We start from the raw sequence: 21,567 nt of genomic DNA on the forward strand, positions 1-21,567 counted from the left end.
TATCGGTATGCGGGATTAAGCGCGGCAGGTCGCCAGATTGATAAAGATCTGGGCTCCCACTAACAGGCAGTCGTCATCCAGATAGTAGGGATTTGCATGCAGGTAGTTGCAGATCCCCTTGGCCTGACAGCCGCTGCCGAGGAAGAACATGGCCCCCTTGCGGCCACGGCAGGCGTTGACCATGTAGCTGAAATCCTCGCTGCCGGTCATCGGCTGACCCTGAGCATTGATCCCCTCAGAAGGTAATACATCGGCGGCCGCTTGCAGCAGGCGGTCGCAGGCATCGGCGTGGTTCTCGACCGCCGGATAACCGGCATAGACCATCTTGGTCTTGAAGCCGCGCAGTTCGCTCTGGGCCACGATCTCCTTGAAGCTGTTCTTCAGGATCTGGTCGGTCTCGGCATCCATGGCGCGGATGGTGCCGCGCGCCTGCACATGGTCGGCGATGGCGTTGGGGATGGTACCGCCGTTGATCATGCCGCAGCCAAACACCGCCGGGCTGAACGGACTGGTGCGCTTGGCGACGATGTAGTCCATGTCTTCGATGATCCGCACCGCTTCACGAATGGCATCCAGCCCCTTGTGGGGAGTTGAGCCGTGGGCGGAGATGCCGTGCACATCCAGCGTCCAGGCGGAGCCCCAGGAGGACATGACACCGTGGTTGAACTTGATGGTGCCAATCTCCATGGCGCCGTCGTTATGGAGGGCATAGACCTCGTCCACCCCCTTCATGCAGCCCAGTTCCACCATCTTCTCGGCGCCCGGCACCCGCATGTCCTCTTCCGCCATCTGAAAGATAAAGCGGACGTTGTACTGCAGGCGATCGCGGTTGGCGGCCAGAAACTTGGCCGCGGTCAGGGCGATCGCCATATGGGAGTCGTGACCGCAGTTGTGGGCCATTCCCTCGTGGGTCGACTTGAACGCAACGTCGCTCATGTCGTGCATCTCGAGGCCATCCATGTCGGCACGGAAGGCGATGGTCGGCAGTACGGGGTCAACCACCAGATCGCCGTGGAAACCGGTGAAGCCCGGATAGTCGGTGAGGCGATAGCCAAAGCCTGCCATCAGCTCGCGGCAGTAGGCCGAGGTCTTGAACTCGACGCCGGAGGCCTCCGGAATGGTGTGTAGGTGGTGGCGTACTTCGTGGCTGAAGTCGCGCAGGGCCAGCAGGGCCGGTTCAATGTGAATGTTGTTCATCAGATGATCCCTTGGATGGAGAAGCCGAGTTGGGCCACCAGCGAGGCGCCGAAGAAGCAGCAGGTGGAGACGATCATGAAGATCAGGATCACTTTCCAGGACATCTTCTTCAGCTCTTCCAGCTGACCACCCACCGAGAGACCGGCAAAGGCCAGCAGCGGTACGCAGCAGGAGAGGAAGGAGATCTTGGCAACGGCGTCAATGAAGAGGCCGCGCACCGGGGTTTCCGGCAGGCAGATGAGAATGCCGATGATGGTGGCATAGGCAAATGCTGGCAGGGAGGAGGGCAGATAGCGCTTGGCAATCAGCGAAGCGAACACCACCAGTGACATGGCGACGAAGCTGTCACCCATAAGCCAGAGCGGAGTGCCGGTGGTCAGGGTCTGGGTAAACATGGCCAGCAGGATCGCCAGAAAGACAAACCGCATATCCATTACGATGCTTTTCATGCTTTCTCTCCTTTGGCAGTCAGGGCATAGATTTTTTCAGCGAGCGGCAGACCCAGATAGGTGAGGGAGAGAGCGCCGAGGGCAGATGAGAGCAGGTTCGAGGCTGCCGCGATACTCAGCACCTGCTGAGCCAGCGCTTCGTCGAGACCGTTGATCAGGGCGCCGGAGGCAGCGCTCAGCATGGAGCCTGAGCCCACACCGGAACCGGCAGCCAGTGCCAGCGGGTGCAGACCGGTGAGCGGGGCGATGCTGCCCAGTACGCTGAACCAGAGGGTGCCGATAACGGAGCCGCACAGGTAGATGGCCAGCACACCGATGTACTCCTGAGAGCCGGTGCCGAACTTGCCCTGAATGACCGCAACGGACGGCTCACGGCTGATGGAGGAGCAGGCCCCGATGGCGCGACGGCCAAAGCCGAACTTCACCGCCAGCGGAATGGCGATCAGGATTGGCAGCAGGTTGCCGATCTCCTGCAGGAACAACGGCACGCCGACGCTCAGGATCATCTTCAGGTTGGGGATGATCATCCCCGCGTACTGGGTACCCAGGATCAGCAGGCTGAAGCCCACCATCTTGCCGCAGAAGCCCTCTTCTTTCTCGGTGAATAGCTGCTTCCAGCCGGGGATGCGATCCTTGACCGGCTTGGCGGAGACAATCATGCCGATGATGACGGCAAAGAGCATCGGCAGGATCGGAATGATGGCGATGCCGATCTTGATCTCCTGCTTGCCTATCAGGTACTGGGCCACAAAGATCAGCATGGCGGTTGCCAATATGCTGACCGTGACCGTCTTGAGGGGGCTAGTTTGCTGCATAGTCTTTTCTCTTGTTATTCCCATGTGTGGCCATCGTCAGGATTGTCCAGACCGATGATGGGGGCATCATAGGGAGCTAAGAGGGGCAGGTATGTGACCTTCATCAAGCTGGCCATATGGCATTTTTTCATGGGGTATGCCCTTTAACCCTCTGGATACCAAGGGTTAAAGGCCGTTAACAGAACGTCAGCATTGGCAGGACAAGATAAGCAAACAGGAGGGAAATGGTGACACCGCCCCGCAGGGCAGTGACGCGGATCAGACGGGCGTTTTGAGCCGTGCACTGCGCAGCAGCAGGGGCAGTTGGTAGAGCACCAGGGCGCCGAGCACCAGTCCGGCTCCGGCCAGTTTGGCGCCGCCGAGGGGTTCGCTATAGAAGAGGGTGCTCAGCAGCAGAGTCCAGACCGGCTCCAGCAGCATCATCAGGGCGGCGTGGGCGGTGGTCATCTTGCTCAACGCATGGGTGAGCAGCCAGTAGCGCAATGTGGTGGCGATCAAGACGCTCGCCGCAAACCAGCCCCAGATGCTGTTGCTGACTCCAGCCTCGGGCCACTGTTCGGTCAGCAGGGAGAGCAGGGTGCCGAGCAGGCCGGTCATCGCCAGCTGGATGCAGGTGAGCCAGGTGGGGGCAATGGATTGGGCAAAGTGGCGATGGACGGCGAGCTGGATGCCGAGAGTGGTGGCCGCCGCCAGAAACCAGAACAGTGAAAGCGACACGCCCCAGTGGGTACTGCTGGAGAGCAGCAGCAAACCGGCGATGGCGATGGGCAGGGTGAGCCAGTAGTGGCGGCCAGGCTTGGCCCGAAAGGCTCCCCAGGCGGCCAGTGGGGCCATCAGGGTCGCGACGCTCATGATAAAGGCGCCGCTGCCCAGCGCATCGCTCTGGCTGATGGCGGTGACCCACAGCAGCAGGCTGGCACCGAGCAATGTGCCGCAACCGGCAGCGCGCACCAGTTGGGCGCGAGTCGGCGGCGGTTCACGCAACCAGGCCAAGGGGAGCAACAGCAGCGCGGCCAGCAGAAAGCGGCTGCCGATAAAGGCGGCGGGGGGCAGTTCGCGGATCGCCTCTTTCGAGAAGAGCCAGCCAGCGGCGGCCAGCAGGGTGACCAGTACCATCAGCAGCAGGGGAGTGCGGTTCATCGGGGTCGCCATGGTGAAATGGAGGGGAGAGCATAAAGGAAAGGCGCCAGGTATTGCTACCTGGCGCCTTTCGCATCTGCCTTGAACCGCCGTCGCGGCTCGCGGCCAGCAATCAGTTCATGCCGTAACGCTTGAGCTTCTTGCGCAGGGTGCCACGGTTGATACCCATCATCACGGCAGCGCGAGTCTGGTTACCACGGGTGTACTGCATGATCACGTCCAGCATCGGCGCTTCGACTTCGGAGAGAACCATATCGTACAGATCAATCACTTCCTGACCGTTCAACTGGGCCAGGTAGTTACGCAGGGCCTGTTGCACAGAGTCACGCAGGGGGCGCTGGGTCGGCTCGGCAGCGTGATTGTGAGTAGTTGTTACCAATGCATCAGAAGTCAGGGTTTGTTCGAACATATTCGGTCGGCTCTTTAGTTATCTTGTTAACCTAATCCATCGAAATACGCTTCGAGTGCCTCAAGTTGCGCGTCTGCGCAATCCAGGGCATTGAAGTGCTTACGGAATTCTCGGCCCGTCTCTTCTTCATCCAGATACCAGCCCACGTGTTTACGGGCTATGCGCGCTCCCAGATATGCACCATAAAACCGGTGCAGGTTGGTTACATGCTCGTTCATCAGGGTGCGAACCTCTTCCCTCTCGGGAGGCGGCAGCTTGGTGCCCGTCTCAAGAAAATGACGGATTTCCCGGAAAATCCAGGGTCGTCCTTGCGCAGCTCGGCCGATCATCACGGCGTCAACACCGGTATAGTCGAGGACATACCGGGCTTTCTCCGGGCTGTTGATGTCACCATTGGCGACAACAGGAATCGATACGGCCTGCTTAATCGCCCTGATCGTGTCGTACTCCGCTTCGCCCTTGTAGAGGCAGGCACGGGTACGACCATGCACGGCAAGGGCCGCGATACCGCAATCTTCGGCGATTCGGGCGATCTCCACGCCATTGCGGTTATCCGGATCCCATCCTGTGCGGATCTTCAAGGTGACAGGCACCTCCACTGCATCCACCACGGCCCGGCAAATTGCTTTGACCTGATCGGGGGCTCGCAGCAGGGCAGAACCTGCCAACTTCTTATTCACTTTTTTTGCCGGACATCCCATGTTGATGTCGACGATCTGTGCGCCCTGCTCAACGTTGTAGCGGGCAGCAAACGCCATCATCTCGGGGTCGGCTCCGGCAATCTGGACCGATCGCAATCCGCCTTCTGCAGAGTGATCCATCCTCATCCGGGTTTTCTGGGTATCCCAGACATCCGGGTTGGCCAGCAGCATCTCGGAAACGGCCATGCCAGCCCCCAATCGCAAACAAAGTTCACGGAATGGTCGGTCAGTTACACCGGCCATGGGAGCCACAATCAAGGGAGTTTCAAGCGTGTGGGGACCTATCTGCATTCCACGGTTACCATCGGCTTAGGGCGGCGTATATTACGCATTTTTTAGGCAGGAGAAAAGGTTAGTATTTGAGCGTCAGCCATTTTTTTCTGAAAAAAACGTCGCGCCAAGGCTTGCAAATTCTGGAGTTATTGAAAAACGGCCAGATTGACGGAGAGTGAGCGCTGTACCATTCGGGTCGGACACCTGCATAATTGTCAGTCCACTTGCAGGCCCGCTTTGCGTTATGATAGCGGGCTTAAGTCGAGCAAATGCTCCAAACATTTATGCAACAAAAGCGGATTGGGGATCTATGACGTCAAGGTTCATTAAATCACTCTGGCCGTGTCTGATGGGGGCCGTGCTGGGGTCGGCGCAGGCGCAAACCATCAGTTTTGGCGAAGCCTGGACCCGGGTCATCCAGCAGGATGAAGGGCTGGCTGCCGAGCAGGCCGGGGTCGATCGGGCCAAGCAGCTGCGCGAGGCGGCCAAGGACATGTATCTGCCCAAGGTGGATCTGGGGGCCAGCTATACCCATCTTGATCAGCCGATTGAACTTGATGCCCTCGATCTCAATCCGCTGGCCAAGCAGAAAGATCTGATCCTGGCACTCGGCAGCCTGTTCGGGGTCGGGGCCAACGCATTTGTCACTCCCCTGACCAAACAGAATGTGGTGACCAGCTCGGTCAAGATGCTCTGGCCGCTGTTTGCCGGTGGTCGCATCGATGCGGCGCAGGATATCCGCCAGGCGCAGGTGAGCGAGGCGCAGCAGTTGTTGGTGCTCAAGCAGCAATCCACCTTCGAGAGCCTCTCCCAGACCTATTTCGGCGTGGTGCTGGCTGCTCAGGTGGTGCAGACCAAACAGGAGATCGAAGAGGGACTGGCCCACCATCTGGATCATGCCAAGAAGCTAGAAGCGCAGGGCCAGATCGCCAGGGTGGAGCGCCTCTCCGCCCAGTCGGCCTATGATCGGGCCCGCATCGATACCCAGAAGGCGCGCCGCAGCCTCGAGATCGCCGAGCTGGCCCTTGGCCGCATGCTGAAGTTGCCGAATGCCCAGCCGGGCAGCGGCCTGTTCGTCAACAAGGAGCTGCCGCGCCTCGAGGGGTTGGTGAGCCAGACCCTGGAGGTGCACCCCGGTCTCAAGCTGCTCACTGCCAAGAAGGAGCAGGCCAAGGGGCTGATCCGGGTCGAGCAGGGCAAATATGCCCCCGAGGTGTTCCTGTTCGGCAACTACAACCTCTATGAAGATGATTCACTCGCCTCCAAGACAGCGCCGGACTGGCTGGTGGGGGTGGGTGTCAGCATGCCGCTGGTGAGCCGCGATGGCCGCTCAGAGACGGTGCAGGCCGCCAAGAGCGCCGAGCTGCAGGTCAATCTGCTGCAGGCCAAGACTCGCGATGATCTGAAGCTGCTGGTGGAGAAGACCTGGCGCGAAGCAGCGCAGGGGCTGGAGGAGTATCAATCCCTCTCTTCCACCCAGGCGTTGGCAGAGGAGAACGTGCTACTGCGGGACAAGGCCTTCGGGCAGGGACTCTCTACCTCCCTTGATGTGGTGGATGCCCAGAACCAGCTGGCGGGGGTCAAGACCCAGCGCGCAGCGGCGGCCTATCAATATGTGGTGTCGCTGGCCCGCCTGCTGGCGCTCTCCGGCCAGATGAACAGTTTCAATCAATATCAGCACGGTCAGGTGATCGAGGTGAACTCATGATCGCACTCCAGTCCGTTCCTTTTTCTATCTCTGTTTCGACCGCCAAGGGTCGCCCGTTTGTCGAGGTGAAGTGATGAGCCATCCCCCCATCAAAAAGAAGATGAGCCAGGGTAAACCGCTGTTGTTGCCGCTGGTGCTGGTGATCCTGGTGGTCTGGCTCGGCTGGCGCTTCTGGCTCGCCTATCAACCCGAGCCGGTGCATCTGCAAGGGCAGATTGAGGCACAGCAGTATTCGGTCTCCTCCAAGGTGCCGGGGCGCATCGACGAAGTGTTGGTGAAAAAGGGCGATCAGCTGACCAAGGATCAACTGGTCTTTACCCTGGCGAGCCCCGAGATCGAAGCCAAGCTGAGCCAGGCCAAGGCCGGTGAGGCCGCTGCGGGGGCGCTGGCGCAAGAGGCCGAGAAAGGGGCCCGAGCCCAGCAGATCGCTGCCGCCAAGGATCAGTGGCAAAAAGCCAAGGCTGCCGCCCAGCTGCGTGGCAAGACCTATGAGCGGGTGGCCAGTCTGCACCGCGACGGCGTGATGCCGCTGCAAAAACGCGACGAGGCCTGGACTGCCTGGCAAGCCGCCCGCTACAGCGAAGGGATGGCGTGGCAGCAGTACCAGATGGCGTTGGAAGGGGCGCGGGAAGAGACCAAGATCGCCGCCCGCGAGAAGGCCAAAATGGCGGCGGGTTCCGTGGCTGAGGTAGAGGCTTATCTGGCTGATACCCGCATCACCAGCCCCCACAATGGTGAAGTAAGTCAGGTGTTGCTGCGTAGCGGCGAGTTGGCGCCGCAAGGCTTCCCTGTCGTGACCCTGCTCGATATGAGTGATGCCTGGGCCCAGTTCCACGTTCGCGAGGATCTGCTGCCCCGCTTCCCGGTCGGTACCGAGTTCGATGCCCGCATCCCGGGCCTTGGCGATCAGATGGTGCGCTTCAAGGTGACCCATGTGGCCGTGATGGGGGATTTTGCCACCTGGCGCGCTACCGATACCCGTCAGGGTTTCGACATGAAGAGCTTCCAGGTGGAGGCTCGCCCGCTGCAACCGGTTGAGGGGCTGCGGGTTGGCATGAGTGTGCTGGTTGAACTCTGATGGGACGTGAATTTCGGCTGCTGTGGCAGGATCCCTTCAGTCGTGCCCTGATGAGCTGGGTGCCGCTGCTGCTGATGGGGATCCTCTGCTGGATCTTCTCGGCAGGGCTGGCCCGCGACCTCAAGGTAGGGCTGGTGGATCTCGACCACAGCATGCTCTCGCGCCAGCTCGCCTTCTCGCTGGATGGCTCGGCCGGGCTCAAGGTCGCGCAACAGTTTGACTCCATCGATGCCGGCGCCCGAGCCCTGCGCGGTGGCGACATCTATGCGCTGGTGGTGATCCCCAACCATCTGGAGCGGGATGCCCGTCAGGGCACCCAGCCGCAGGTGACGGTGTTCAACAACGGCCAGTTCATCCTGATCGCCAAGCTGGTCAACTCAGCGCTGGCGCAGGTGGTAGGCACCCTTAACGGTCAGGTCGGCGTGCTGGAGGCGATGGCTGACGGCAAGGCACTGCCCGGCGCACTCGGGCAGTCGGTGCCGATCAGCAGTCAGGTCACTGCGCTCTATAACCTCAACTCCAGCTACGCCCAGTTTCTGCTGAGTGCCATTCTGCCCGCGGTATGGCAGATCCTGGTGGTGCTGTTCGGCCTCAATGCGCTGGCCCGTACCGATCGGCTGGGGCTGGACTGGACCACTCGCGGTGTCTGGTTTGGTCTCTGGCGCACCCTGCTGCCCCACGTGCTGATTGGCTGGGGCTGGGGGATTGTCTGGACGCTGCTGCTGTTCAAGGGCTTCTCCTACCCCATGCACGGCAACTGGCTGGTGCTGTTGGTGGGTCTGGGGCTGGCCTCGGCCGCCTGCGTCACCATGGGGGCCTTCTTTTACGGCATCATTCGGGATCCGGCCCGCGCCCTGTCGCTGGCGGGGGCTTACACGGCGCCCGGTTTTGCCTTTATGGGGGTCACCTTTCCGGTGAGTGCCATGGGGGAATTTGCCCGCTTCTGGCGCAGCCTGTTGCCGGTCTCTCACTATGTGGAGCTGCAGATTGGTCAGAGCAACTATGGTCTGCCTCTCGCATCGGCGTTGCCGCAACTGGGGGCGATGCTGCTGTTCCTGCTCCCCCTGCTGCTGGTGGTGCGCCGTTACAAGCAGCAGGCCGAGCTGGCCCGTCAATCAGCCGCAGTGGCGATCGCCGAAAAGGAGCCTGAGTGATGCTGGGATTTGTCGATCTGTTGCGCCTAGAGCTGCGCACCCTGCTGGCGGATCGCGCCATCATGCTGACCCTGTTTGGCGGGGTGATCTTCTACTCGTTTCTCTATCCCCAGCCCTATCTGCATCAGCTGCCGCGGGAAGAGGCGGTGGTGGTGGTCAACGAGGATGGCAGTCAGTTGTCCCGTCAGCTGGAGTTTATGGCCGATGCCACGCCGCAGGTGAAGCTGGTGGCGCGGGCCAATTCGCTGGCCGAGGCGCGCCAGCTGATGATGGCCGGGGAGGCGAGCGGGATCCTGCACATCCCCAACCACTTCTATCGGGACCTGATGCTGGGCAAGAGCGTCACCCTGAGCTATGCCGGTGATGCCTCCTACTTTCTGGTCTACGGTACCATTGCCGAGGGGTTGGCGCAGGCCGGTGGCACTCTCGCCGCGCAGGTGAAGGTGGCGCGGCTGTTGAGCCACGGCGAGGCGCTGCCACAAGCGGCCATGGGTTGGAATGCGGTGGCCCTCAACGTGGTGCCGGTCTTCAACCCCACCATGGGCTATGTGAATTACGTGGTGCCGGCGGTGTTCGTGCTGATCCTCCATCAGGTGTTGCTGATGGGGGCGGGGATCCAGGGAGCGACCCAGAACCAGCGCAGCTGTCGCGGCGAGCACGGTTACTGGCAAAGCGCGCCGGTGTTGCCGCTGCTGCTGGCCAGAACCCTGGTGCTGGCTGGGTTGTTCCTGCTGCCGGTGAGCTACTTCCTCGGCTTCTGCTTCGATCACTACAATATCGCTCGTCATGCAGATCCGCTGGAGCTGTGGCTGTTCGCCCTGCCGTTCCTGCTGGCGACCTGCTGGTTCGGGATTGTGCTGGGCGCCATCTTTACCCGGCGGGATCTGCCCACTCAGGTGGTACTCATCTCCTCCCTGCCGCTGGTCTTTCTGGCGGGCTTTATCTGGCCGCTCGAGCTGATCCCGGCGCCCCTCAACTGGCTGGCTCAGTGGGTGCCCACTATCCCCGCTATCGAGGGTTTTCTGCGCCTTAACCAGATGGGGGCCGACTTTGCGCAGGTTGCCCGCTACTGGTGGCAACTATGGGGTCTGGCGCTGCTTTACGGTGTGCTGGCCTGCCTGTTGCTGTGTTGGCGGCAGCGGTCGCTGCCGGTTGCTCGTCCGTCAGTCGTGCAGGGTGAAACGACCGCCGGTTAAGCGGGATGGTGCAAGCGCGAGCAAGATGGCGTGTGCGGTAAAGCGAAAACGGTCAGCCCTTGGGCTGACCGTTTTGCTATGTGGTGGGGTTAAGCGGTTTTACTGCTGCTTTAGCCGCGCTGCAGCGTGGGATCCCCGATGGCGTAGATCTGCCCCACCGCCGTCTCATCCGCCAGCAGGCGCAGTCCTTGGGCGGCCACATCCGCGCGGCGAACCAGTCCGTGTATCTCCTTGCCCTGACTCAGTTCGGCGCGGCCGGTGGCGTCGCCATCCTGAAGGCCCGCCGGGCGAAGAATGGTCCATGCGAGGGAGCTGGTCTGCAGCCAGCTCTCCGCCAGACTCTTGAGACGTACCTCGTGACCGAAGGCGGCGCGTGCCCGCTCCGGCAGATACTGCCAGCTGTCGCCACAGCCGAGGGAGGTGACCAGCAGCAGCTGTTTCAGGCCTGCCTGCTCCATGGCATCGATTACATGGCGGTTGCCCTGATAGTCCACCGGCGCGGCTTGACGGAAGCTGCCGAGGGTAGAGACGACTTGTGCATCTTGCCCCGCCCGGACACATGCCTGCTGCACCGCAGCCGGATCCAGCGCATCCCCTTCGATCACCTCAACTCCCAGCGCACTCAGTTCGGTGGCCATCTCGGGGTTGCGTACCAGCGCAACGACCCGGTGACCCTGGCTCAGGGCGTGGTGAGTAAAGGCGCGGCCCAGCCCGCGGCTGGCTCCGAAAATCAGTGTGGTTGGCATAGATGAGCTCCCTTGGCAAAAGGGGCTAGCCTAGTGGCTTGTTCGTCTGCTGTAAATGAGAGTTGTTTCTATTTGTGAGCTGGCAGGGAGGAGAGAGTGCGAGCCGCCAGCGACTCGCACTCTTTGAGAGGCATCAGCCGTTGTAGTTGCCGATGCTGGGGCGACGGCTTGGGCCGCTCAGGTGGATATCCACCGGATTGAATGCCTTGATCGCCTCATAGCTGAAATCACCGATCGCCTGATGCAGGGTCTGGGGCGTGTGATTGGTGATGATGATGACGCTCTTTGACAGGTTGCGACGACGGCGCAGCAGGTGGCCGAGGAAGCTGGACTGGCTCTCCGCCATTTTGGCGCGGTTGGCCGATACCTCGTCGATGATCAGCAGATCCACCTCTTCCAGCGCGCGGCGGTACTGGTTGCGCTCGTCCTGATCGGGGATCACGTTGAAGAACAGCCGATCGACGATGGAGGCCCACTGCTGGAAGATCACCGATTTCTGGTGACGGGCGATCAGCTCATGCGCCACCGCTCCCGCCAGCGTTGACTTGCCGGTGCCGTAGTCGCCGTAGATCAGCATGCAGCCGCCACCGCTCTTCTCCCAGTGCTCGAAGCCGCTAATAAAGTAACGGGCTGTTTCGATGGGGTATTGCAGCGCCGGGTCTGTGGCATCCATTTTGTCGAACACCCAGTCGGGGTTGAGGTCGGCCTGGGCGATCAGTTTCTGGATCCGCTCCTGGCGGGCCGCCTTCTGCAGCTCGCGCACCTCGGCGTTGGCCTTGGCGTCGTACTCCTTGCGCAGGGTCTCGTAGTCATACTGGCCGCCACCGGTCTCTTTTTGCAGGCGACGAATGCGCTCCAGCAGGCCACCCACATGGCGGCTCAATTCCGGGTCGTGAATGCGGTGATCCTGCTTGGCCTTGGCGATCTTCTGGCGCTTGGCTTCGATCTCTTCCAGCTCCTGGCGCAGGGGATCTTGCGGGTCAGTCATGGAATGCTCCTTCTGCTCGATCAGGGATGGGTAGACAAGGGGTTGATTCTGCCTGCAGGCGGGGGCCGCTATCAATCATTATCCGGCTCCTGCTGCGCTGCGGGTTCTTGCGTCTGCTGTTGGGCCAGTCGCTTGGCCTCTTCGATCATCTGTTGGGCCCGTTTGCTGGGGCCCGACTCTGCTGGTGCCGGCGTCACCTGCTGATAGCCCTGCACCTCCATCGGTTTGCGACGGGTATAGCGGCGGGTCTTGAGGGCGCGAATGAACTTGAGCATCCATTGATGCTGGGAGTCGAACACCTCGGGGCGCCCTAGCCAGTAGGCGATAAACTCCCCCAGATCTTCTTCGCTATAGCTGGCATCGATCACCCCGCACAGACGGGCGAGGGCGGGCAGCTCCTCGTCCGGTCGCCATTGCAGATGCATCTGGAAGGGGCGTTCCGGCAGCGGGCTGCGCAATTTCTGGGTCAGCAGTGGCAATTGGAACGGGCACTGATGGTAGTGCTCACTCTCGGGCTGAGCCTCGACCTGCAGCAGGCCCGCCTCCATCAGTTCATCGAACAGCTCGGTGAGCTGACGGGCATTGACCTGAAACGAGAAGCCGCAGGGATCACCCGGATCGACCACCGCCAGCGCCCGACCCAGCTCGGGATAGTTGAGCCGGGCCGCCTGATTTTCCAGCACCAGTCGGCGCAGCTGCAGGGTATAGAGACTGCGAGCCGGATGGGACAATCTGGGGTGGGCAAGGGCGCTGTATTCGGCTGGGGTCATGGTCTTCTTCACGAGCTGGAGTGGGGGCATTATCCCTTATGGCGCCCACTTGCACAATTCGGATGGCGGTCGCAGTCACGGGGCCACCCGAGTGAATAGAGCTGCGCGGACAGATGGGGTTCTCTTGATGCCTTCGTATGATCGAGGTCTACTTTTGACGCAGGGTTTCCGCGCTGACCGCACTTTTGAGCTAGTCTTAATACCTAAATAACCAATTGACTAATAAGAGCTTTATCAAGATGTCAAAAGCCGGGCTACGGATCCTGGTGGTGGAGGACGAGGCCGTTTTTCGCCACTCGTTAGTAAGTTACCTCGCACGGGACGGGGCAACGGTATTTCAGGCCGAAGATGGTATTGAGGGGCTATCGGCGGCGGCCCTCTACCATCCCGATGTGGTGTTGTGCGATCTCAATATGCCCAATATGGATGGCCACGAGGTGATCGCCTGCCTCTCTGCGCGCTATCCCCATATTCCGGTTATCGTCATTTCGGCCCAGAGCACCATGGAGGCAGTCGCCAGCGCCTTGCGTGCCGGTGCGCGGGACTATCTGCTCAAACCCCTTGAGGATTACGCGCTGGTAGAGCGCAGCATTGAACAGTGTCTCAACGGCAGCGCCAACCGGGCGCAGCAGCTGGAGCTGATGGATCACATCGACTATTTCAGTGCCCATGACAAGGCAGCTAGCCGCCTGCTGGCGGGGCTCAAGCCGCCGGGCTTGCAGGAGTGGGGCCCCTGGCAGGTCACGTTCAAGGGGCTGGGGCAGCTGTTTATTCCCGATACCTTCAAGGTGGAAGACAAGCTGCTGGTGCTGGTGATGGAACTGCCGATCATGGGGACGGATACGGCATTTTGTGGGGCACTGGTGCGCTCCTTGATGAACGTCCCCTACCGCCAGTTTCAGCAGAACGAGAGCCGGTTGCTGAGCCAGCCGCACCGGTTGCTAGAATACCTCAACCATCAGTTGATGGCGTCCGGGCTTCGCCACTCTTTTGCCATGGCGGCGTTGCTGTTTGATCAGCATGATGGGCTGGTGTTTGCCAACGCAGGGCTCACCTCTCCCCACTGGCTGATGCGCTCCGGCGGGCTACCCCTTGGTCTGATGCGCAGCAGCCACTACGCCCTGCACAAACGTAGCTGGCATGAACCGTTCGCCCTGCAGTTTCGCAGCGACAGCGGCGGCTCGCTGGATGTGCAGGTTCGTCATCACTGATGCCGCCTGATAAACAGGCTAAAACAAACAGGGCGCCGATGGGCGCCCTGTTTGTTGTTTACAATCCTGACCGTTTAGACGGTGGCGGAGTGCAGTTTCTTCTCTTGAGCTTGCGGCTCTTTGGCCGGGCCTTCGGCACCGTGCATCCAGTAAACCAGGCGGTTGGCCATGGTCAGCAGGATCAGGGCGCTCAGTACCGCCGCCAGGGCGATGCCACCGAAGATGGCGATCGGGCCGGCTTCACCCACGAAGGAGCCGATAAAGCCCGCAGCGTAGTTGGCCAGGGCAACGAAGCCAAACCAGGCACCCATCATCAGGGAAGCCAGACGCAGCGGAGCCAGCTTGGTCACCATGGAGAGGCCGATCGGGGAGAGGCAGAGCTCGCCCAGGGTGTGGAACAGGTAAGCACCTACCAGCCAGAACATGGAGGTCTTGACGGTGTTGTCACCACCCTGCTGGAGCACGGCACCGACCATGAACAGGAAGCCGATAGCCAGGAACAGCAGACCCATGGCGAATTTCACCGGAGAGTTAGGCTCTTTCTTGCCGAGCTTGATCCAGATGGCCGCAACGACCGGTGCCAGAGTGATGATGAAGAAGGGGTTCAGGGACTGGAACCAGGCGGTCGGCACTTCGAAGCTGCCGATCATGCGGTCGGTATACTCCTGGGTGTAGAGGTTCATCAGACCACCGGCCTGCTCGAAACCGGCCCAGAAGATGATGGTGAACAGACCCAGTACCAGAATAACCTTGATGCGATCCACTTCCTGCTTGGTCAGCGGTGCTTTCTGCTCGGTAGTACGCAGGGCTGCTGCGCGCTGGGCGGCAGTGACGCGACCGATGTCACCCAAGAAACGCTGGGCCATGGTGGCTTGGATCACCAGAGAGAGCAGCATACCGATACCAGCGCCGACGAAGGCAGCTTGCCAGCCGTAGGCCGTAGCGGCAGCACCACAGATCACACCTGCCAGCAGGGAACCCAGGTTGATACCCATGTAGAAGATGGTGAAAGCACCATCACGGCGGTGATCGCCCTCTTCATAGAGGTCACCCACCATGGTGGAGATGTTCGGTTTGAACAGACCGTTACCCACGATCAGCAGCGCGAGGCCCGCGTAGAACATGGTGTTGACCATATCCGGGAACATGGCGTGGGGCAGTGCCAGAGTAAACTGACCTGCGGCCATCAGCACGGCACCGATCAGGATGGCACGACGTTGACCCAGGAAGGTGTCAGCCAGCCAGCCGCCGATCAGCGGAGTGATATAAACCAGACCGGTATAGATACCGTAGAGTTTGAGGGCATCTGCCTGACTCCAGCCCAGACCGCCGTTGGCAGTCAGGTCGGTCAGATAGAGCACCAGCACGGCACGCATGCCGTAATAGGAGAATCTCTCCCACAGTTCGGTACTAAAGAGCAAAAAAAGCCCTTTAGGGTGACCTAAAAAGGTCCCTTTTGACGGGTTATTCATTGGAACTTCCACCTGTGTCTTATATTTTTTTGAGTTTTTTATGCAAGGGCGAGAAACACGCCTCAATCCTTATAGAGCATGTGTGAATAAATTACAACATTATGATTTGCTGAGAGTTTATTTACTCTTGATTGATTTTTTGTTGCAAAAATGAAAAAGGAGCATCATTTGATGCCCCTTAAATACCTCTATAAAAAACAGATTTATCAGCGATTACAACTGCTTGACGAACTGCTTCAGCCAGCCGATGAATTCACCATTCAGCTCGTGATGGCGCACACCATATTCCACATTGGCTTTCATGTAGCCCAGCTTGCTGCCGCAATCGTGGCTCTTGCCCTTCATGAAGTAGGCGTTGACCTGCTCCTGCTCCATCAGCATGGCGATGGCGTCAGTCAGCTGGATCTCGTCACCGGCACCGGCCGGGGTCTTCTCCAGCAGCGGCCAGATATTGGAGGAGAGGACGTAACGACCCACCACCGCCAGATTGGAGGGGGCTTCGTCACGGGGCGGCTTCTCGACAATGGCCTGCATCGGCAGAGACATCCCCTCGCTCAGGGCCTCGCCCTTGATGTCGGCGATGCCGTATTTGTCCACTTCGCTCTCAGGAACCGCTTCCACCATGATCTGGCTGATCTGGTCTTCTTCGAACATGTGCACCATCTCGGCCAGGTTGTCTTTTTTCGGGTCGCTGGCTACTTCATCAATCAGTACATCCGGCAGCAGCACGGCAAACGGGTTGTCACCGATCAGCGGGCGTGCGCAGAGCACCGCGTGGCCCAGACCTTTGGCCTCGCCCTGGCGGACGTGCATGATGGTGACGTCTTTCGGGCAGATCTGTTGCACCTCTTCCAGCAGCTGACGCTTGACTCGCTTCTCGAGGGTCGCTTCCAGTTCGAAACTCTTGTCGAAGTGGTTTTCGATGGAGTTCTTGCTCGAGTGGGTGACCAGCACGATCTCTTTGATACCGGCGGCGATGGCTTCGCGCACTACGTACTGGATCAGCGGTTTGTCGACCACCGGCAGCATCTCTTTCGGGATGGCCTTGGTGGCTGGCAGCATACGGGTACCCAGACCGGCTACCGGGAGCACGGCTTTGCGAACTGTCAGAGGAGTCTTTTTCATGGAAAACTATCCAGCGGGATTAAAGTGCGGCCATGATACTCCAAGAAAAATGGGGCAGCCACAGGCGACCCCATTCGTATATGCAGAGCTCGGACGTTATTTGACGATGATCATGTCACGGTTGGCTTCCAGGGTGGCAGGGCCAATGCCATTTACATCCGCCAGCTGATCGACCGAGGTGAACTTTCCCTGTTTTTCCCGATAGTCGACGATGGCCTGTGCCTTCTTGTCGCCAATCCCTTTCAGGCTGGTGAGTTCGGCAAGGGTGGCCGTATTGATATTCAGCTTGCCGGACTCCTTGGCGACCGCGGTCGTGGTGGTTTGCTTGGGCGCTGCCTTATCTGCGGCCAGTACGGGTTGGCTGAACAGGGGCAAGCAGGCCAGCAGCATGACAGCAGAGAGCTTCTTCATCAGCATTTCCATTCCTCCATGATGTGGATATTGCCGAGTGGCACATTGATGAATAGCGTATCGAACGGGTCTTTTTCACTGTTATTTCTAACAGGTCAAATCCTCATGCCGATGGCGAAATATTTGCTATAAGCGCTTCGCTATGAATGCCTTCATATATCCAACCTTATGATCTTGAATCTATTTTAGATACATCTTTAAGGTGGCGGGCACTCTTTCCCGCGGCGCTACGCTCGAGACATTTCTGGCACATCACATGGCATTATTCTGTGCAACACTGCGCTGATGGCATGTTTCACTGGTCTTCAAAAGAGAACTAAGAAAAAAGGCTGCTCACCTGGGGTGAGCAGCCTTTGTGATCGGTTTTTTCAGGCTAGAGCTGATTAAGCTTGTTCGTCAGCCTGGGCAGCCTGGATACCGGTCAGGGCGATGGTGTAGACGATGTCGTCAACCAGGGCACCACGGGAGAGGTCGTTGACCGGCTTGCGCATGCCTTGCAGCATCGGGCCGATGGAGACCAGGTCAGCGGAACGCTGCACCGCCTTGTAGGTGGTGTTACCTGTGTTCAGATCCGGGAACACGAACACGGTGGCTTTACCTGCAACCGGTGAGTTCGGTGCCTTGGACTTGGCCACGTTCTCCATGATGGCCGCGTCGTACTGCAGCGGGCCATCGATGATGAGGTCGGGGCGCTTGGCCTTGGCCAGCTCGGTCGCTTCACGCACTTTCTCTACATCGGCACCGGCGCCAGAGGTACCGGTAGAGTAGGAGATCATGGCGACGCGCGGCTCGATGCCGAAAGCGGCAGCAGAGTCGGCGGACTGGATGGCGATCTCGGCCAGTTGCTCGGCAGTCGGATCCGGGTTGATCGCGCAGTCACCGTAGACCAGAACCTGGTCAGGCAGCAGCATGAAGAAGATGGAGGAGATCAGGGAAGAGCCCGGAGCGGTCTTGATGATCTGCATCGGCGGACGGATGGTGTTGGCAGTGGTGTGCACCGCGCCGGATACCAGGCCGTCAACTTCATTGCGCTCCAGCATCATGGTACCCAGTACCACGTTGTCTTCCAGCTGCTCGCGGGCAACCACTTCGGTCATGCCCTTGTTCTTGCGCAGCTCGACCAGACGCGGCACATAGCGCTCGCGCACAACGGCCGGATCGATGATCTCGACGCGATCGGTCAGTACCACACCCTGCTGTTCGGCAACTCGACGGATCTCTTCCGGGTTACCCAGCAGTACCGGACGGGCAATGCCACGCTCGGCACAGATGGCGGCAGCCTTGATGGTGCGCGGCTCGTCGCCTTCCGGCAGCACGACACGCTTGTTGGCCTGACGGGCCAGCTCGGTCAGCTGATAACGGAATGCCGGCGGGCTCAGGCGACGGGAACGGGTAGAGCTGACAGTCAGCGACTCGATCCAGTGCTTGTCGATGTGGCCAGCGACGTAGTCCTGTACCAGCTCGATACGCTCGCGGTCATCTTCCGGAATATCGACGTTGAAGTTCTGCAGGCTGACGGCGGTCTGCCAGGTATTGGTACCGGTCATCATGATCGGCAGGCCGGTGGCCATGGCCTGTTGGCACAGCGCCATGACCTGCGGCTCCGGATGGTAGTTACCGGTCAGCAGCAGGGCGCCCAGCTTGACGCCGTTCATGGCGGAGAGGCAGGCGGAGACGATGACGTCGGAGCGGTCGCCAGAGGTCACCAGCAGGCTGCCCGGACGGAAGTGCTCGACCATGTTGTGGATGGAGCGGGCACAGAAGGTCACGGTCTGCAGGCGACGGCTGTCCAGCTCGCCTTTGTGCAGGATCTTGGCGGCCAGATGCTTGGCGAGATCCTTGGCGCGCGGGGCGATCAGCTGGGTGTTCCAGGGGATGCAACCCAGGATGCGCAGCGGGCTCTTGCCAAACACTTGCAGCACTTCCAGGTTGTGGGCGGCGTCGGAAGCGTGGTGATGGGCTTCGAACATCTCGGTTAGGTCAGGGCGGGTTACGCCATGCTCGTCAACCGGCGCACCAACCTTGTTGATCACGCAGCCAACGATACGGGGGTTGTTGACACCACCGAAGTTGGAGCAGGCCAGTTCGATGCGCTCTTTCAGCTTCTGGCTGGAGTCATGGCCAGGGTGGGTCACGAATACCATGTCGGCATCCAGCGCCTTGGCAACGTCGTAGTTCAGCTTGTTGGCAAAGGGCTGCTTGTCGGTCGGCACCATACCTTCGACAACCAGCACTTCGGCACCGCTGGATTTCACGTGCTCTTCGAAGCGGGCAACGATCTCTTCCAGCAGGATGTCGGTGTTGCTGGAGCTGATCATGTTCTCGGCGTAGGAGAGGGTGAAGGGCTCGGGCGGATTGATGTTGGCAGCTGCGCGGATAACGGCGGTTGAGCGCTCGGCACCGGTTTCACCCGGACGCGGCTGGGCAACCGGTTTGAAGAAGCTGACATTGACACCGTGACGCTCCATGGCGCGAACAACGCCCAGACTCACGGAAGTTACGCCGACACCAGTGCCGACCGGGATAAGCATAATAGTGCGTGCCACTTTATACCCCTTGTTCATTTTTTGGGATCAGGAAAAGGCCGCCCTGGTGGGCGGCCTCGAGTTACTGCGTCAATTAAGCGCCGACCAGTTCCAGCGCGTCGTGGGCGATAACCCACTCTTCGTTGGTCGGGATTACCAGGGCCTTGGTAGAACCAGCCTTGGTGATCTCGCCACCCTTGCCGAAACGAGCCTTCAGGTTGGCGTCGTGATCGACGTCAAAGCCCAGCAGACCCAGCTTGTTCAGGGTGATTTCACGGATCGGGGCGGAGTTTTCACCGATACCACCGGTGAAAACAACGGCGTCCAGACGACCGTCCATGGCGGCAGCGTAGGCGCCGATGTACTTGGCCAGGCGATAGCAGTAAACGTCCATAGCACGCTTGGCTTCTTCTTTGCTGTCGTAGTTGTCTTCAACGAAACGGCAGTCGGAGGTTACTTCGGTCAGACCCTGCAGGCCGGACTCTTTGGTCAGCATGGTGTTGATATCGGCAACGCTCATGCCCAGCTTGTCGTGCAGGAAGAAGATGATGGCCGGGTCCAGATCGCCGGAGCGGGTACCCATCACCAGACCTTCCAGCGGGGTCAGGCCCATGGAGGTATCAACAGATTTGCCGTTCTTGATGGCGCAGACGGAACCGCCGTTGCCCAAGTGGCAGTTGATGATGTTCAGCTCTTCAACCGGCTTGTTCAGCTGCTTGGCAGCTTCCAGGCTGATGTAGTAGTGGCTGGTGCCGTGAGCGCCGTAGCGACGGATGCCGTTCTCTTTGTAGAGTTTGTACGGCAGGGCGTACAGGAAGGCTTCTTCCGGCATGGTCTGGTGGAACGCTGTATCGAATACGGCCACGTTCTTGTCAGCCAGCGCCGGGAATACGCGACGAGCTTCACGGATACCGATCAGGTGAGCCGGGTTGTGCAGCGGTGCGTACGGAACAGCAGCTTCGATGCCGGCGATCACGTCTTCGCAGATAACGACGGAAGAGGTGAAGCGCTCGCCGCCGTGAACAACACGGTGACCGATGGCGATCAGGTTCTTGGACAGTTCCGGATTGAGCGGCAGGATCTTGTTGACGATGAAGTCCAGCGCTTCCTGGTGAGCGGCACCCGCGCCCAGATCGGCACTGCCTTTCTCGCCATTCAGTTTCCACTTGATGCGGGCATCGTCGAGGTTGAAGCACTCGGCCAGGCCGGACAGCAGGTCATCACCGGTGGTTGCGTCAATGACGGCAAACTTCAGGGAAGAGCTGCCACAGTTAAGAACAAGAACCAGCTTACTCATGAATAAATCCTATCGCAGATTGGGTTGTGTAGGCGGATGCGTTGGACGCGGTGCGGCCAAAAACTTTCAACTTATCCTTATGAGGGTTGGCAATCTGTTGCTTGCCCCTTGTATAGTGATACAAGACCCGAAATCCAGACGTCCCTGACAGGTCAATAGCAAGAAGCTTTTGACGCAAAAATGGGCGTACAAAGGATAACCCGATTGTTGAAAAATAACAAAGTCATCCTCAACCTTTGTTACTTTGCATCAAATTTTGTCGAGGTTTTGCCGTTAGTACGTTCAAAAAGCGCTCGGAGGTAGTATGAGCATGAACATTTTTGGAACTAAGTTACAGCAAGGCCGCCATTATATGACGCTTTGGCCGCGCCGTCCCGAGCTCAATTCGATGTTTCCTGAAAATCGGGTGATCAAGGCGACCGAGTTCGCCCTCAAGGTGATCCCCGCGCTGGCGGTGCTGAGCGTGATGCTGCAGTTCCAGTTTGGGGAGCAGCACTACTGGCCCTCCGTCATCACCTCGGTGCTGTTTCTGCTCAGCTTGCCGCTGCAGGGCTACTACTGGCTCGGCCAGCGTGCCGACACCCGTTTACCCCCGTCGCTGGCGAGCTGGTATCGGGAGATCAACGGCAAGATGAACGAGCAGGGTGGCCGTCGTCAGCTGGTGTCACAACCGCGCTATGAAGAGCTGGCCGATACCCTCAAGGCTGCGTTTCAGCAGCTCGATAAATCCTTTCTCTACGAATAACCCGTTTCAGATGCAAAAAGGCGCCAGTGGCGCCTTTTTTGTTGCGGTTGTCCCGTCCTGAATATGGTTTACACCTTTCCCCCCAATAAATGGAGAACCCGATGGGACAAGGTGTGAAACGGACACAGCGCGATTACTCGCTGACTTTTAAACTGGC

Annotated in this window: 20 protein-coding genes; 6 read left to right on the forward strand and 14 right to left on the reverse strand. The window is 59.6% G+C overall.

The window, feature by feature from the left end:
* Nucleotides 1-15: 15 nt before the first annotated feature.
* The 6 genes from ACB042_RS19635 to dusB all read right to left on the reverse strand — a co-directional run bounded on the left by ACB042_RS19635 (nucleotide 16) and on the right by dusB (nucleotide 5,002).
* On the reverse strand, nucleotides 16-1,197 hold the full coding sequence (locus tag ACB042_RS19635; protein ID WP_371178963.1) for a M20 family metallopeptidase: 1,182 nt from the start codon (nucleotides 1,195-1,197) through the stop codon (nucleotides 16-18).
* Complete coding sequence (locus ACB042_RS19640; RefSeq protein ID WP_005349183.1) at nucleotides 1,197-1,646, reverse strand: hypothetical protein; 450 nt, start codon at nucleotides 1,644-1,646, stop codon at nucleotides 1,197-1,199. Before ACB042_RS19640 ends, ACB042_RS19635 begins: the two co-directional genes overlap by 1 nt.
* On the reverse strand, nucleotides 1,643-2,461 hold the full coding sequence (locus ACB042_RS19645; RefSeq protein ID WP_005339140.1) for a DUF3100 domain-containing protein: 819 nt from the start codon (nucleotides 2,459-2,461) through the stop codon (nucleotides 1,643-1,645). Before ACB042_RS19645 ends, ACB042_RS19640 begins: the two co-directional genes overlap by 4 nt.
* Nucleotides 2,462-2,719: 258 nt before the next feature.
* On the reverse strand, nucleotides 2,720-3,601 hold the full coding sequence (locus ACB042_RS19650) for an EamA family transporter (RefSeq protein WP_335839388.1): 882 nt from the start codon (nucleotides 3,599-3,601) through the stop codon (nucleotides 2,720-2,722).
* A 112-nt stretch (nucleotides 3,602-3,713) separates the two neighbouring features.
* Nucleotides 3,714-4,010, reverse strand: coding sequence for a DNA-binding transcriptional regulator Fis (fis, locus tag ACB042_RS19655; RefSeq protein ID WP_005309538.1), 297 nt, complete (start codon nucleotides 4,008-4,010; stop codon nucleotides 3,714-3,716).
* Between the two features lie 26 nt (nucleotides 4,011-4,036).
* Complete coding sequence (gene dusB / locus ACB042_RS19660) at nucleotides 4,037-5,002, reverse strand: tRNA dihydrouridine synthase DusB (RefSeq protein ID WP_019445016.1); 966 nt, start codon at nucleotides 5,000-5,002, stop codon at nucleotides 4,037-4,039.
* Between the two features lie 292 nt (nucleotides 5,003-5,294).
* Between dusB and ACB042_RS19665 the strand changes: the two genes are divergently transcribed.
* The 4 genes from ACB042_RS19665 to ACB042_RS19680 all read left to right on the forward strand — a co-directional run bounded on the left by ACB042_RS19665 (nucleotide 5,295) and on the right by ACB042_RS19680 (nucleotide 10,120).
* On the forward strand, nucleotides 5,295-6,692 hold the full coding sequence (locus tag ACB042_RS19665) for a TolC family protein (protein WP_259584060.1): 1,398 nt from the start codon (nucleotides 5,295-5,297) through the stop codon (nucleotides 6,690-6,692).
* A 73-nt stretch (nucleotides 6,693-6,765) separates the two neighbouring features.
* Nucleotides 6,766-7,770 (forward strand): HlyD family secretion protein, encoded by a 1,005-nt coding sequence (locus ACB042_RS19670; RefSeq protein WP_080771367.1) that lies wholly within the window; start codon nucleotides 6,766-6,768, stop codon nucleotides 7,768-7,770.
* Nucleotides 7,770-8,924 (forward strand): ABC transporter permease, encoded by a 1,155-nt coding sequence (locus tag ACB042_RS19675; protein ID WP_371178964.1) that lies wholly within the window; start codon nucleotides 7,770-7,772, stop codon nucleotides 8,922-8,924. Before ACB042_RS19670 ends, ACB042_RS19675 begins: the two co-directional genes overlap by 1 nt.
* Nucleotides 8,924-10,120 carry an ABC transporter permease gene (locus tag ACB042_RS19680; protein WP_371178965.1) on the forward strand — a complete coding sequence of 399 codons (1,197 nt, stop codon included), beginning with the start codon at nucleotides 8,924-8,926 and terminating at the stop codon, nucleotides 10,118-10,120. The genes ACB042_RS19675 and ACB042_RS19680 overlap by 1 nt, the downstream gene beginning before the upstream one ends.
* Nucleotides 10,121-10,230: 110 nt before the next feature.
* On the opposite strand, the gene ACB042_RS19685 is transcribed toward ACB042_RS19680, so the two are convergent.
* The 3 genes from ACB042_RS19685 to ACB042_RS19695 form a co-directional block, all read right to left on the reverse strand.
* Nucleotides 10,231-10,866 carry an SDR family oxidoreductase gene (locus tag ACB042_RS19685; RefSeq protein ID WP_371178966.1) on the reverse strand — a complete coding sequence of 212 codons (636 nt, stop codon included), beginning with the start codon at nucleotides 10,864-10,866 and terminating at the stop codon, nucleotides 10,231-10,233.
* A gap of 133 nt (nucleotides 10,867-10,999) precedes the next feature.
* Nucleotides 11,000-11,854: a DnaA ATPase domain-containing protein gene (locus tag ACB042_RS19690; RefSeq protein ID WP_371178967.1), complete on the reverse strand. Its 855-nt coding sequence runs from the start codon at nucleotides 11,852-11,854 to the stop codon at nucleotides 11,000-11,002.
* 71 nt (nucleotides 11,855-11,925) lie between these two features.
* Nucleotides 11,926-12,624: a DnaT-like ssDNA-binding domain-containing protein gene (locus ACB042_RS19695; protein WP_005349201.1), complete on the reverse strand. Its 699-nt coding sequence runs from the start codon at nucleotides 12,622-12,624 to the stop codon at nucleotides 11,926-11,928.
* Between the two features lie 239 nt (nucleotides 12,625-12,863).
* Here ACB042_RS19695 and ACB042_RS19700 point away from each other — a divergent pair, with 239 nt between their 5' ends.
* Nucleotides 12,864-13,835 carry a response regulator gene (locus tag ACB042_RS19700; RefSeq protein WP_371178968.1) on the forward strand — a complete coding sequence of 324 codons (972 nt, stop codon included), beginning with the start codon at nucleotides 12,864-12,866 and terminating at the stop codon, nucleotides 13,833-13,835.
* A gap of 74 nt (nucleotides 13,836-13,909) precedes the next feature.
* Here the strand turns inward: ACB042_RS19700 and ACB042_RS19705 are convergent, their stop codons facing one another.
* The 5 genes from ACB042_RS19705 to ACB042_RS19725 all read right to left on the reverse strand — a co-directional run bounded on the left by ACB042_RS19705 (nucleotide 13,910) and on the right by ACB042_RS19725 (nucleotide 20,665).
* Nucleotides 13,910-15,307: a peptide MFS transporter gene (locus ACB042_RS19705; protein WP_047436211.1), complete on the reverse strand. Its 1,398-nt coding sequence runs from the start codon at nucleotides 15,305-15,307 to the stop codon at nucleotides 13,910-13,912.
* 213 nt (nucleotides 15,308-15,520) lie between these two features.
* The gene (galU, locus tag ACB042_RS19710; protein WP_128816261.1) at nucleotides 15,521-16,432 is read right to left on the reverse strand and encodes a UTP--glucose-1-phosphate uridylyltransferase GalU; all 912 of its coding nucleotides are present in this window, start codon (nucleotides 16,430-16,432) and stop codon (nucleotides 15,521-15,523) included.
* A gap of 96 nt (nucleotides 16,433-16,528) precedes the next feature.
* Nucleotides 16,529-16,849 carry a ComEA family DNA-binding protein gene (locus tag ACB042_RS19715; RefSeq protein ID WP_371178969.1) on the reverse strand — a complete coding sequence of 107 codons (321 nt, stop codon included), beginning with the start codon at nucleotides 16,847-16,849 and terminating at the stop codon, nucleotides 16,529-16,531.
* A 377-nt stretch (nucleotides 16,850-17,226) separates the two neighbouring features.
* Nucleotides 17,227-19,407, reverse strand: coding sequence for a phosphate acetyltransferase (gene pta, locus ACB042_RS19720; protein ID WP_005339119.1), 2,181 nt, complete (start codon nucleotides 19,405-19,407; stop codon nucleotides 17,227-17,229).
* Nucleotides 19,408-19,462: 55 nt separating this feature from the next.
* Nucleotides 19,463-20,665 (reverse strand): acetate kinase, encoded by a 1,203-nt coding sequence (locus tag ACB042_RS19725; RefSeq protein WP_005349210.1) that lies wholly within the window; start codon nucleotides 20,663-20,665, stop codon nucleotides 19,463-19,465.
* A gap of 304 nt (nucleotides 20,666-20,969) precedes the next feature.
* Here ACB042_RS19725 and yfbV point away from each other — a divergent pair, with 304 nt between their 5' ends.
* Entirely contained in the window at nucleotides 20,970-21,410 is a 441-nt protein-coding gene (gene yfbV / locus ACB042_RS19730; RefSeq protein ID WP_043851809.1) for a terminus macrodomain insulation protein YfbV, read from the forward strand.
* The last annotated feature ends 157 nt before the right edge of the window (nucleotides 21,411-21,567 follow it).

The organism is Aeromonas sp. S13(2024) (assembly GCF_041402405.1).
GTDB classification, from domain to species: Bacteria; Pseudomonadota; Gammaproteobacteria; order Enterobacterales; family Aeromonadaceae; genus Aeromonas; species Aeromonas veronii.